Origin of the sequence: Marinobacter guineae (genome assembly GCF_002744735.1) — a bacterium.
Taxonomy (GTDB): Bacteria; Pseudomonadota; Gammaproteobacteria; order Pseudomonadales; family Oleiphilaceae; genus Marinobacter; species Marinobacter guineae.
Window position 1 is genome coordinate 1,277,825 of record NZ_KZ319339.1, and the last position, 11,144, is coordinate 1,288,968.

The following is an 11,144-nucleotide window of genomic DNA, read 5'->3' on the forward strand; positions in this document are numbered from 1 at the left end:
CAAAGCTATTTGCGGCAGGCTTTTCGATAAGTAACGTGAGCAGCCGCCCGGCAGGCGGCTGTCGATAGGATGTTTACTTATTATCTCTCAAGGTCTGAATCAGATCCGCAGGCGCGTCTGAGCCGAAGTGTTGATTGTACCGCTTGTCGAGGTTGCCATCGCGAATCTGGTGCACCAGAAACAGGTTCAGGTACTGGATCCAGGCGCCTTCGCTTCTTTTTGCGATCAAGCCGACAACGTCGTCATATTTGGGTACAAAGGGACCTGCGACAAAATCTTCGAACTCTTCGCTCTGAAGCTTGGTCGCGATATTGGTGTTGGTTGAAATGATCGCGTCCACTTTACCCTGGTACAAACCCAGGAATGCATCGTTTTCAGATTTGAACGCTGTGTAATTATCCGTGCCCCAGCCGTTTTTCTCGGCATAGGCGAGGTATTCAGTTTCGTAGGTAGTACCCAGTGCAGCACCCACCTTCAGGTTCTTGAGGTCATCAAACGAACTGATTTGCTTGTCTTTCGGGGAAATTACCTGAAACTTGAAGACGAAGTACGGGTAGGTGAATCCAACGGATTTTGCACGTTCCAGGGTATCGGAAGTTGAGCCGATAACTACATCGGTTTTTCCGGAAACCAGGGATGGGATTCGATCACCCCAGGTAAGGTTGAGTACATTTACGTCCACGCCAAGGGCGGCACCAAGATCATTACAATAATCCACATCGAAACCGGCGGGATTATTGTCTTTGTCGAAATAGCCCATGGGTGGGAAGTCGAGTACCACACCGCAGTTCAATGTGCCTCGTTGAATCACGGTGTCAAGCTGGTCGGCTGACGCATTCATGGAGCCGGCCGCAACAAAGGCGAGCACTACTGTTGCGAGTTTCCTGATCATAGTTTGTCTCTCTTGTTTTTGTTCGGGTGATAATTAAAAAAACTTTTAGTCATCTAAAAGAGTACCCAAAAAGTGTACCCTAGATTTTTTAGTGAAAACTCTTGAAGTTCCCAGCCAGCTAGTGAATTTAACCTTAATCTTCAACTTTAATAGGAAATAATATGGAAAGCTGTTTGTATTTTAGACAATAAAACCATAGGCAGCATCGACATACTTATTTAATTCATTGAATTAATAGATTTTTTAAGCTAAATCCATAAAACAGAGACAGAATTGACCGAAAGTGTTGGATCAGGGAAGGGAAATCAGCTCAGCAGGCAGTCTTTGGCTTCATTGATACGCGCAGCCAGATAGTTACTTCCGCCACGATCCGGGTGCACTTTCTGGATCATCCGGCGGTGAGCCTGGATGATCTCTTCCCGGCTGGCACCTGCCTCCAGCCCCAGTATGTCCAGAGCTTCGCTCTCGGTCAGAGGGCCGCCGGCATTCGCACCCTCCCCGGATTCCCCGCCGTCAGCGCCGGCCTCGTCGTCAGCACGCCAGGAGTCTCCGAACCGGCGGTCCAGGTAGGTTTCCAGTAGCCGGGCAGAGTCTTCGTCCTGCTCCCGGCAGTAACGCAACAGCTCAAGAAATTCGCTCTCTCCCAGATCCGCCAACTCTCGCCCGACCATGGGCCCTTTCAGGATCTTGCCACTCATGGCTCCGGAGTCATGGTCCAGACTCATCTCGAGAATATCGCTGGTAACATGGGATTGGTTGCCCGGTTTGGCTTTTGCGTCGCTCCTTCCCGTACCCGCCACGCGCCCCGCCAATATAGATGGCAGTACCCGGCGCAGCAGAGGGAAAAGAAACGCCAACAGCGCAAACAGAACATGCAATCGGCCGGTAAGGGCCATGAGAACCACCATCGCGATACCGGCAATCAATGCCAGCTTTATGATGGCAGGCTTGCGCTGGCTGGGCGGCTGATTGCGCAGCCAGACCCACGCGACAACCGACAGTACGATAACCAGTAGCGTTAGTGGCACTCAGATACTCCAGGCTCATCGGCCCATCGGCCCATCGATGGATGGAAGGTGACTTGTTGATGGATTGGAACGAGCGCTATCTGATCTGCTGGGTCAGGCGCTTCACTTCCGGGGAGCTGCGGCTGGAAAAGTCCTGCAGCGCCTTGGCTCCCCCGGAAGCATAGACCGCAACAGCGGCCATAAGATCCTTGAGAACCTGGGGGCTGTTGCGATCAAAGGGCGCATACGCGCCTCCAGACAACTTGCTCACCTGCTGGAACACCGCCCTGGCATGGGCATCGGCGCCCTCATGGAACATGAACACCGGGGTTCGCAGCATGCCCAGTTCTCCGGCAGTATGGCAGAGCTCGTCCACCGGCTCCTCGCAACAATCGCCGATAAACACCACGGCCTTGACGGCCTCTGCGCGGGTTTCTTTCACTGCGTGTGCCAACACCCGGCTGATCTGGGTGCGGCCACCCAGGCAGGAAACGCCGTTCATCAGGTTCAGCAACTGACCGGTCTCGGTGACAAACTTCGTGGCCTTGAATTGGCCAAAACCACGGTAGTAACAAAGCTGAATGGCCAGGCCGCCCAAATCCCGGGTCGCCATGAACAGCTCACTCTGCAAGTGGCAAGCCTGATCCCACGTCGCCTCCCGGCTCGCGGTGGCGTCCAGGGCAAATATCAGCCGGCCTCGCTGTCCGTCACTCTGCTTTGGCAGCTTGCGGACCTGATGAATAAACTGGTCGATAGATTGCTTATCGGATTTAGTGCGTAGCTCTTTGTCGGACATAGACTCCTGAAAACCGCCTCGGCCAGCCAATGTATCGCTATAATCGTAGGGCAAAGGCATCATAATTCACAGGCCCGAGAAAACAGGGGCGGCATTGTGTTCAAAGGGCGCTTCTTTCAACCCGTTCAAACCATGAATCCTGCGATCTCGTGGCTTTTTCCCCTGGTGGCTCTGCTGGTAATCGCCCTGGCCCTTCCACGCGCCGTTCAGGCCTCGAGTGACTTCTACCTGCTGTACCGCCAGTGGCAGCCCTACGACTGGCCGGAAGATGTGCCGTCGGCCACCGAGGTGAGCCGTTCCCAGCGTGGACTGGGCTGGCGTCGCCAGGACGCTGCGGGCACGTTCGGCGTTGATTACGATTATCAGCCTCTGCGCATACGCACCGGCCAACCCGCGCATAACGGCCACTTGCACCGCCTGACCTTCGGGGGCGAATGGCAGCACCTGCTCTACCGCGTGGAAGCGCGGGCTGGCATTGCCGGTACCTCCAATATATTCAAGCATCAGGAATTTCACAGTGATGTGGTGAATGGACGCGTGGCGATCTTCCGGGCCGTTAGTGAGGACTCGCCCTTCAGTCTCGGAGTTGGCGGTGATCATCGGTTCGGGTCTTTCCACTGGCTTCCCAGGGTGCGCTGGGAGCACGCGAGTGAAAGCGGCCAGTGGCTAATCGATCTGCCAGTCTTGCTGCGATGGCATAGTCCCGGTGAACGCTGGGAGTTCCGGCTGGAACGCAAGGGAGATCGCTGGGCCACGCTGGATCAGACTCGGGAGGTCGAAAGCGCGCTCTACCTGCGCGAGTGGCGAGCGGAGCTGACATACCGGATCAACGCCGGTTCAGGCTCTTGGCCAGCGGTGGTTCTGGGCATTGGCGCGAGCGTGGATACCCGTGTCCGGTATCAGGACCTGGGCGCAGGGACGCTTGATCAACGTTTGGGCGATGCCCTTCTGGGGAGTGTAAGGCTCAACTGGTAAACCACAGGCCCCGCACAACCATTGAGCGGGGCCTGATGGACGTTACAGCTTTGCCAGTGCTTCAGACACCGGCGTGTCGCCGGACACCACTTCAAAAACGCGGTTGTCGGTATTATCGGAATTCAGCACCGCCAGTAGGACGCGGGCAACATCCTGGCGTGGAATCTTACCGAAATCCTCCAGCCTCGCTCTCACAGCAACCTTTCCCGTACCGTCGTCATCGGTCAGCTGCCCGGGGCGAACAATGGTGTAATTCAGGCCGCTGTTCTTCAGGTGCTCATCAGCGTTGTGCTTCGCCTGAAGGTAATGACGGAGTTTCTCCGGCCCCTTTTCCGGCTCTCCGGCCCCCATGCTGCTCACCATGATAAAGCGCTTTATGCCCATGGCCCTGGCTGTGTCCACCAGCCGGATCGCACCGTCCTGATCGACATCGATAGTCTTATCCGGCCCGGTATGAGGGCCTGAGCCAGCGGTAAAAATAACTGCATCGCAGCCTCTCAGGGCCTCGCTGCAGTCCTGCTCCAGATCGCCCAGCACGGTTTCCGTGGCACCCAGCTGCTGCAATTCGGGACCCTGATCCGGGTGTCGGATCAGCGCACGTGCCTCATGATTGCTGTCTGCCATTTCCCGCAACAGGTGTTGCCCGATTTGCCCGTTGGCTCCTGCAATGAACACATGCATGGCGGATCTCCTGGTTAGCTGATTGGCGTCAATATCCTATACATAGCTGAGTGCGCTGCTCGCACAAATCAAGGCACTGAGCGCGCCCCTATGTCGCAGTTTAATAAAAAGCCGCCTCTGGCTTTGTTATTGGCACGAACAGCAGCCTGAAAAACGCCCCACAAAAACATTTTATCGATATTTTATCCACAAAACGTGGTCATTATACGTATTGTTTTTATGTAAAAAGTTTGACACATGCTTTTATGGCCGCTAGCTTGATCAATTAAAGCACAATGTCCAATAGTCAGTATGTGCCACTGGCGTCTCACAAGATGCCTACAACAAAAACCATGAACGATTTGCCCGGATCACTCCCTTCCGGCGCATAGTAAGGAGAAAACATGAAGATCAACGCCAAGCACTTAGCTGCATTAATGCTCTCTGTGGTCATCGGGAACGCCCACGCAGAGACGAACTGGGATATGCCGACACCGTACGGCGATTCCAATTTCCACACCGCTAACATTCTCGAGTTTGCCAAAGATGTAAAAGAAGCCACCGATGGAGAGCTGAACATAACCGTTCACAGTGGTGGGTCTCTCATCAAACACCCCGAAATCAAGAACTCTGTTCGCCGTGGTCTTGTGCCCATCGGCGAGTTGATCATGTCCCGACTGGCAAATGAGGATCCTTTGTTCGAGGTGGATTCGGTTCCCTTTCTGGCCAGCAACTACGATGAAGCCTGGAAACTTTACCAGGCGTCCCGTGATGTGCTGGCAGAGCGTCTTGAACGCCAGCGTCTGAAATTACTGTTCGCAGTGCCCTGGCCGCCGCAGGGCATTTACACCCGATTCCCGGTGGAAACCGGCGAAGAACTTCAGGGTGTAAAAATGCGCGCCTACAACAAATCGAGTGAACGCTTGGCCGAATTGCTGGGCGCCGTCCCAACTCAGGTTGAGGTGCCGGACATTCCGGTTGCGTTTGGAACCGGTCGAGTCGACGCCATGATCACATCCCCTTCAACCGGCGCCAATACGCGGGCCTGGGATTACCTGAGTCACTTCAACCATGCTCAGCTGTGGTTGCCAAAGAACATGGTTATCGTCAACTCAAAAGCGTTCGAAGGGCTTCCTGAATCCACCCAAAAAGCGATTGAAACGGCCGCCGCTGAAGCTGAGAAGCGCGGATGGGAGGCCAGCAAGGCCGAAACCGATGCCAAGATCGCGATCATGGAAGAGAACGGCATTGTCGTGTCCGAGCCCAGTGACGCACTGGTCGAGCGTCTCAAGGAGGTTGGTGCGACGATGGAGCAGGAATGGCTGGAGCGTGCCGGTGAAGACGGTAAGGCACTTGTCGAAGCCTATCGCGCCCGCTAACTCCTGATTAATCTAAAAAACCCGGAGCATCTCCATGCGCAGGTTTCTGGACTCTCTGTATCGTTTCGGCGGGTACATCGCAGCATTACAGCTGACAGCGATCATGGTTATGGTGGTGCTCCAGGTGTCCGGACGAGTTCTCGACAAAGCCCTGCAGGCCCTCGGACTGAACTCCCTGGGCCTCCAGATTCCGGGGCTGGCGGAACTCGCGGGGTTTCTGTTGCTCGGGGCCACATTCACCGGGCTGGCCTACACCCTGACGGTTGGAGGGCATATCCGGGTTGACCTTTTGCACAGAGTACTTCCGGCAAGCATCCAGAAAGCCCTGGACCTCCTGGTGACGGTAATCGCGCTGGCAATCACCGGCTACGCAGTCTGGTACAGCGTGCTGTTGACCTATGACAGCTACGACTTTGGCGATCTGTCGATTGGTATGGTTCCGGTTCCGCTCTGGATCCCGCAGTTAGTGATGGTTGTCGGACTCATCTGGCTTCTGGTTGCCTTACTCGATGTATTGCTCGGGCTGATCACTGGTCGTATTACCCATATCAAAGACGAAGCCCCTCTGGAGTGAAACCATGGACATGATCTGGATGAGTCTGGTGCTCCTGACCGGCCTTCTGATGCTGCTCGGCGCAGGGCTTTGGGTTGCCTTTGCTCTGACGGCAACCGGCCTGGCCGCCCTGTATTTCCTCAGCAACGTTCCGATAGGTTATAGCCTGGCAACTTCGTTTTACGGTGCCAGCGCATCCTGGGAACTGGCAGCACTGCCTATGTTTATCTGGATGGGCGAGGTGCTTTTTCGTTCCCGGCTGTCGGAGGAAATGTTTAACGGTATTGCTCCGTGGGTCGGTCGTATTCCTGGCCGACTGCTTCATACCAACATCATTGGTTGTGGTATTTTCGCTGCCATTTCCGGTTCGTCGGCGGCTACCGCGGCAACCATCGGGAAGATGTCCATACCGGAACTCACCCAGCGAGGCTACGACCGCAAACAGATCCTGGGCACTCTGGCCGGTTCTGCCACCCTTGGCTTGTTGATTCCCCCGTCTATCATCCTCATTGTCTACGGCGTTGCTACCGAGCAATCCATCGCCAGGTTATTCGTAGCAGGCATTCTGCCAGGCTTGCTACTGATGGTAATGTTCGCGGGTTACGTGGGCATCTGGTCGAAGATGAACCCCTCCGGTGTGCCAGTTGAAGAGGAAGAATCCTTGCCGCTGGCAGAGAAGTTGCGCCGTAGCAGGCCACTGATACCCGTGGTGTTGCTGATCGTTGGCATAATCGGATCAATCTATGCTGGGCTGGCATCACCAACGGAGTCGGCTGCGGTAGGTGTGGCGTTGGCGCACCTGTTGTCCTGGCGTGGCGGCTCTCTGAGCCGGGCCAACTGCATGGATGCTCTGATGGGCACGGTGAAAACCTCCACCATGATCGCTTTCATTCTCGTGGGCGCCCACTTTCTGACCGTATCCATGGGTTTTACAGGCATCCCCCGGAACCTGGCAGCCTGGATCAATACACTGTCACTGTCCCCTTACATGCTACTCCTGGCGCTGACGGCGTTTTTCATTCTATTGGGGTGCTTCCTGGATGGTATTTCCGTAGTCGTACTCACTACCTCCGTGATCCTGCCGATGGTACAGGCTGCCGGGATCGACCTGCTATGGTTTGGGATCTACCTGGTAATCGTAGTGGAAATGAGCCAGATAACACCTCCAGTGGGGTTCAACCTGTTCGTGATCCAGGGGCTTACCGGCGACAATATTATCCGGATTGCGCTGGCCGCAATGCCGTATTTCCTGCTGTTGATGGCTGGGGTGCTTCTGATCACTCTCTTCCCTGAAATTGTTACCTATCTACCGAATCAAATGGGAAATTGATAATGCAGCATAACGATCAACCATCAGGCGGGAAAAGTGTTGGCCCGATCGTGTCTTCATCGCATCTTTCAGGGCGCGCGGCGGAACTCTCAGAGCTGGAATTCGGGCTGATTGTTGCAGGAAACGCTTTCAGCCGTTGGATGGTGCGCTGCATGAACGCTGCTGGCCTCCCGGATCTGAGCCCTCTTGATATCCTCGTCTTGCACAGCGTGAACCATCGGGCCCGACCAAAGAAATCAGCGGACATCTGTCTGGTACTCAATGTAGAAGACAGCCACACAGTCACCTACGCGCTAAAGAAACTCCTGAAGCACGAAGTAGTGGTATCGGAGCGTCGCGGCAAGGAAACCTTCTACTCAATCACCGAAAAAGGTGAGGCAATCTGCCAGACCTACGCCGAAATTCGAGAAAACTGTTTGGTCGATTCGCTACGGACATTGGGATTCTCTAATACCGATCTCGGTTCAATTGCCAGTTTTTTGCGCGGTATCTCGGGGCTCTACGATCAGGCAGCTCGGTCCGCTGCATCGCTATAAATAAAGAAAACCCTGGATCGACGCCCGCGAAACCAGCAAACGGCAGGCAACTCTGATATAGAAAGAGCACCTGCGTTTAATTGCCTCTCGCTTGCAGCGGGAGGCAATTAAACCAGACATTTTCCGGCGCACTATTTTGGCTTCGGGTCAGAACGTGCTGGCCCTGAAAGCAAAACGAAGAGACCTACCGGGTCTTGCGTCGAACCGAGAGAGCCAAAAGGCCGGTGCCCAGAAGAACCAGTGTTCCCGGCTCTGGAACCGAATATTGGATCGCGTACTGACTACCAAAGACATCACCATTGGTCTGGAACGCGTACACATCAAGCGTATAGATCCCAGACAAAAGGCCGGTGAAAGAAGTAATGCCCATATCAGCTTCAGAACAACCTACTGGAACACCTGTTCCACCCGGAGCACAAGGATCAAGCTGTCCATCATAGGAATCCCAAATATTTAATAGGCCGCCAGGACCAGTCAGGTCGACAGTAGCTGTATCATCGGACAGCAGCCATATGTTGAGATCCCCGGGGCCTCCAACTGTGAAAGTACGTTGAAAATGCGCTGTCGCCTGAGAACGGTCATTGCGGTCGGCGGTATTGGGAGCGACAACTCCACCGACGCCCGTATTCCCGTAGCTAATCCACTTGGCAGTGCCGGCCGCCAGTCCTGCGTCATCACTGACATCGCCCCAAGCGCTGTGCGGCGTGATTACAGTTGCCGCACCTACAGGGGATACCAGGACATCATTACCATCGCCAGACCATTCGGTGATCATTCCCGCATTGACAGACGCGGCGAGAGTCAAACCAGCAAGGCTCAACCCTATTTTTCTCAGTAATTTTCCATTTTTCATGGGGTTCTCCATTTTTTTGTTAGCCATAGTTATCACTACACATGTGTATTAGCAAAATACACGCCTATCCTTATCACATTGATTATATGGATTTTTTTAATGGAGACCTGTGGAGGCCGTAAAATAAACTGACACTCGTTGCCTAGCATCGTTCTCTTCCGGATACATCGGGCAAACCATGAAATGAGGGAGGGCTTCATCAGTTGCTCTGTGTAACAAGGCGTCGACGTTCAGGAGAGCAATGAACCTGGAAAAATATCTGTCTGTGATTTCCCGAATCGGTGGGATCAACTCCCGAAACGGATTAAGGTAGGCGTTTTGCGCCGGAGGCATTTACGTCATGGAAACCGCTAACCTGATTTGGGGACTCATTTTCAGTTCCATCGGAATCGGTTATTTCATTTACGGGCGCAGGCAGTCGAACCTGGTCGCTCGTTACAGCGGTATCGCCCTGATACTGTATCCGTATCTCGTGACCAATACCCTTGCGCTGGTGGCTGTTGGCATTTTGCTGATGCTAACCCCCCGATTCATTGAACTCTGATCGACACTTCGTGAGGTAACCGGGGCACACTTCAGAAAAGCAGCAATGTCAGACCTGTTAAGGAGACCGTATCTAGACCGCTAAGGATGGCGGTGTTCAATCGGATCGTGACTTCAACGACTTCGTCGCCCGAGTCAATTTTGTCAATCCGGTGCCGGAACCTGGTACGTTGGCACTCTTGGGGCTGGGCATGGCAGGTCTCGGTCTGACTCGTCGCAGAAAGTAACAGTAATTCACCCCGACACCCTGTTCCCTAAAAACCCTCCAGATCGGAGGGTTTTTTGTGCTAACCACTCAGCGCCGCCCGTACCTTCTTGCTCAGATGCCCCATATCGACCCAACCAAGCACCTGGGGGCGCAGGTCGTTCATCACACGCCCCATGTCTTGCATGCCCTGGGCGTCGGTTGAGCTGATTGCCATACGGATCAGGGCGTCCAGGTCATCCTCGGTAAGGGCGGCGGCATGGTCTGGCGCTCCTCCCCGGACAACCCCGACCATCACACCGACAAATGCCTTCGGAACAGCACTAAAGCGGCAAAGAAGAACACACTACCAATGGCTATCAGTGCCAGCATCTGTGGCCACACCACCTCAATCCCTGCACCCCGATACAGAATCGCCTGCGCCATACTCACAAAGTGCGTGGTGGGTGCTACCAGCATGATGTTCTGCACCAGATCCGGCATGCTCTCTCGAGGGGTAATACCACCAGAAAGAAGTTGCAGGGGCAGGATGGTGAGAATCAGCAGCAGGCCGAACTGAGGCATGGTGCGGGCCACGGTGCCAATCAGGATACCAATGGCGGTGGTGGAGAACAGGTGAATCAGAGCCCCGAGCAGGAACAGCCAGACCGAGCCGGCAATCGGAACGTTGAGCCACCCCTGGATCACCAGAGTGATAGACATGGAAGCCGCCAGCAACACCACCAGGCCATTAGCCCACACCTTCGACGCCATGATCTCAAACGATCTCAGTGGCATGACCATCAGATGCTCCACGGTGCCGTGCTCACGCTCACGGATCAACGCCGCACCGGTGAGGATGATGCTGATCAGAGTCACCTGAGTAATCAGTTCCATAACACCGCCAAACCAGGTGCCATCCAGGTTCGGGTTGAAGCTGGCCCGGCTGACCAGGGTTACCGGCAGGCCGTCTGAAGAACTGCCCGGTTGCAGAAATTCGGCTACCTCGGTCATGGCAAAGCGTTCAATGTAGTTGGTGCCGATAAACGCCTGGCTCATGCGGGTGGCGTCGATATTCAGCTGCAGACTGACTTGCTGCCCCTGGCGCACCTTGCGCTCAAAGCCTTCGGGGATCACCAGGGCAAAGGTGTGGCTGCCCTGGTCGAGCAGTTCATCAATCTGGTCATAGCGCACCATGTCTGGCGGCAAAAACCAGGGCTGCTGCAGGGCGTCGATCACCCGGCCGGAGAGCACGGTCTGGTCCTCGTCCACCACCGCTATCGGCGCGTTGTGAAGCTCCATAGAGCCGGCAGAGCCGGCGGTGTAAATCATCAGAGTGAAGGCCAGAAACACAAACACCATCAGTACTTTATCGCGCCACAGACTGCGCAGTTCCTTGACGCCCAGATGCCAGATATTGCTTAACGATCCCATCA

12 protein-coding genes and 2 pseudogenes are annotated in these 11,144 nt (G+C 54.8%); 7 read left to right on the forward strand and 7 right to left on the reverse strand.

Features of this window, described 5'->3' with window-relative positions; genetic code table 11:
- Positions 1 to 73: 73 nt before the first annotated feature.
- The 3 genes from CLH62_RS05875 to CLH62_RS05885 form a co-directional block, all read right to left on the reverse strand.
- Positions 74 to 892 carry a transporter substrate-binding domain-containing protein gene (locus CLH62_RS05875; protein WP_099617176.1) on the reverse strand — a complete coding sequence of 273 codons (819 nt, stop codon included), beginning with the start codon at positions 890 to 892 and terminating at the stop codon, positions 74 to 76.
- Between the two features lie 305 nt (positions 893 to 1,197).
- Positions 1,198 to 1,920 (reverse strand): J domain-containing protein, encoded by a 723-nt coding sequence (locus CLH62_RS05880; protein WP_099617177.1) that lies wholly within the window; start codon positions 1,918 to 1,920, stop codon positions 1,198 to 1,200.
- A 76-nt stretch (positions 1,921 to 1,996) separates the two neighbouring features.
- On the reverse strand, positions 1,997 to 2,695 hold the full coding sequence (locus CLH62_RS05885) for a hypothetical protein (RefSeq protein WP_099617178.1): 699 nt from the start codon (positions 2,693 to 2,695) through the stop codon (positions 1,997 to 1,999).
- A 132-nt stretch (positions 2,696 to 2,827) separates the two neighbouring features.
- On the opposite strand from CLH62_RS05885, the gene CLH62_RS05890 reads away from it, so the two are divergent.
- Complete coding sequence (locus CLH62_RS05890) at positions 2,828 to 3,670, forward strand: hypothetical protein (protein WP_143752350.1); 843 nt, start codon at positions 2,828 to 2,830, stop codon at positions 3,668 to 3,670.
- 42 nt (positions 3,671 to 3,712) lie between these two features.
- On the opposite strand, the gene CLH62_RS05895 is transcribed toward CLH62_RS05890, so the two are convergent.
- A complete protein-coding gene (locus CLH62_RS05895) occupies positions 3,713 to 4,351 on the reverse strand; it encodes an SDR family oxidoreductase (protein WP_099617180.1) in 639 nt (212 codons plus the stop codon).
- Between the two features lie 383 nt (positions 4,352 to 4,734).
- Between CLH62_RS05895 and CLH62_RS05900 the strand changes: the two genes are divergently transcribed.
- Genes CLH62_RS05900 through CLH62_RS05915 form a run of 4 tightly spaced genes read left to right on the forward strand, consistent with a single transcriptional unit; the run spans position 4,735 to position 8,128 of the window.
- Positions 4,735 to 5,709, forward strand: coding sequence for a TRAP transporter substrate-binding protein (locus tag CLH62_RS05900; protein WP_099617181.1), 975 nt, complete (start codon positions 4,735 to 4,737; stop codon positions 5,707 to 5,709).
- 34 nt (positions 5,710 to 5,743) lie between these two features.
- The gene (locus tag CLH62_RS05905; RefSeq protein WP_099617182.1) at positions 5,744 to 6,283 is read left to right on the forward strand and encodes a TRAP transporter small permease; all 540 of its coding nucleotides are present in this window, start codon (positions 5,744 to 5,746) and stop codon (positions 6,281 to 6,283) included.
- A gap of 4 nt (positions 6,284 to 6,287) precedes the next feature.
- Positions 6,288 to 7,592, forward strand: a complete 1,305-nt coding sequence (locus tag CLH62_RS05910; RefSeq protein ID WP_099617183.1) for a TRAP transporter large permease — start codon at positions 6,288 to 6,290, stop codon at positions 7,590 to 7,592.
- A 2-nt stretch (positions 7,593 to 7,594) separates the two neighbouring features.
- Positions 7,595 to 8,128, forward strand: a complete 534-nt coding sequence (locus tag CLH62_RS05915; protein ID WP_099617184.1) for a winged helix DNA-binding protein — start codon at positions 7,595 to 7,597, stop codon at positions 8,126 to 8,128.
- A 184-nt stretch (positions 8,129 to 8,312) separates the two neighbouring features.
- Here CLH62_RS05915 and CLH62_RS05920 read toward each other — a convergent pair whose 3' ends face one another.
- On the reverse strand, positions 8,313 to 8,981 hold the full coding sequence (locus CLH62_RS05920) for a PEP-CTERM sorting domain-containing protein (RefSeq protein WP_170005755.1): 669 nt from the start codon (positions 8,979 to 8,981) through the stop codon (positions 8,313 to 8,315).
- 340 nt (positions 8,982 to 9,321) lie between these two features.
- On the opposite strand from CLH62_RS05920, the gene CLH62_RS05925 reads away from it, so the two are divergent.
- Entirely contained in the window at positions 9,322 to 9,525 is a 204-nt protein-coding gene (locus CLH62_RS05925) for a hypothetical protein (RefSeq protein ID WP_099617186.1), read from the forward strand.
- A gap of 118 nt (positions 9,526 to 9,643) precedes the next feature.
- Positions 9,644 to 9,751 (forward strand): annotated as a pseudogene (locus CLH62_RS05930) (PEP-CTERM sorting domain-containing protein); the annotation flags it as partial.
- 60 nt (positions 9,752 to 9,811) lie between these two features.
- Here the strand turns inward: CLH62_RS05930 and CLH62_RS05935 are convergent.
- Both CLH62_RS05935 and CLH62_RS05940 read right to left on the reverse strand, forming a co-directional pair.
- A pseudogene (locus tag CLH62_RS05935) lies at positions 9,812 to 9,985 on the reverse strand (GatB/YqeY domain-containing protein); the annotation flags it as partial.
- 38 nt (positions 9,986 to 10,023) lie between these two features.
- A complete protein-coding gene (locus tag CLH62_RS05940) occupies positions 10,024 to 11,142 on the reverse strand; it encodes an ABC transporter permease (RefSeq protein WP_099617639.1) in 1,119 nt (372 codons plus the stop codon).
- Between the last annotated feature and the right edge of the window lie 2 nt (positions 11,143 to 11,144).

What these genes read in the sequence shown, in the direction of transcription:
- CLH62_RS05875 (WP_099617176.1), bottom strand. Translation starts at nt 892, where the DNA reads ATGATCAGGAAACTCGCAACAGTAGTGCTCGCCTTTGTTGCGGCCGGC.
- CLH62_RS05885 (WP_099617178.1), bottom strand. Translation starts at nt 2,695, where the DNA reads ATGTCCGACAAAGAGCTACGCACTAAATCCGATAAGCAATCTATCGAC.
- CLH62_RS05890 (WP_143752350.1), top strand. Translation starts at nt 2,828, where the DNA reads ATGAATCCTGCGATCTCGTGGCTTTTTCCCCTGGTGGCTCTGCTGGTA.
- CLH62_RS05895 (WP_099617180.1), bottom strand. Translation starts at nt 4,351, where the DNA reads ATGCATGTGTTCATTGCAGGAGCCAACGGGCAAATCGGGCAACACCTG.
- CLH62_RS05900 (WP_099617181.1), top strand. Translation starts at nt 4,735, where the DNA reads ATGAAGATCAACGCCAAGCACTTAGCTGCATTAATGCTCTCTGTGGTC.
- CLH62_RS05905 (WP_099617182.1), top strand. Translation starts at nt 5,744, where the DNA reads ATGCGCAGGTTTCTGGACTCTCTGTATCGTTTCGGCGGGTACATCGCA.
- CLH62_RS05910 (WP_099617183.1), top strand. Translation starts at nt 6,288, where the DNA reads ATGGACATGATCTGGATGAGTCTGGTGCTCCTGACCGGCCTTCTGATG.
- CLH62_RS05915 (WP_099617184.1), top strand. Translation starts at nt 7,595, where the DNA reads ATGCAGCATAACGATCAACCATCAGGCGGGAAAAGTGTTGGCCCGATC.
- CLH62_RS05920 (WP_170005755.1), bottom strand. Translation starts at nt 8,981, where the DNA reads ATGAAAAATGGAAAATTACTGAGAAAAATAGGGTTGAGCCTTGCTGGT.
- CLH62_RS05925 (WP_099617186.1), top strand. Translation starts at nt 9,322, where the DNA reads ATGGAAACCGCTAACCTGATTTGGGGACTCATTTTCAGTTCCATCGGA.
- CLH62_RS05940 (WP_099617639.1), bottom strand. Translation starts at nt 11,142, where the DNA reads ATGGGATCGTTAAGCAATATCTGGCATCTGGGCGTCAAGGAACTGCGC.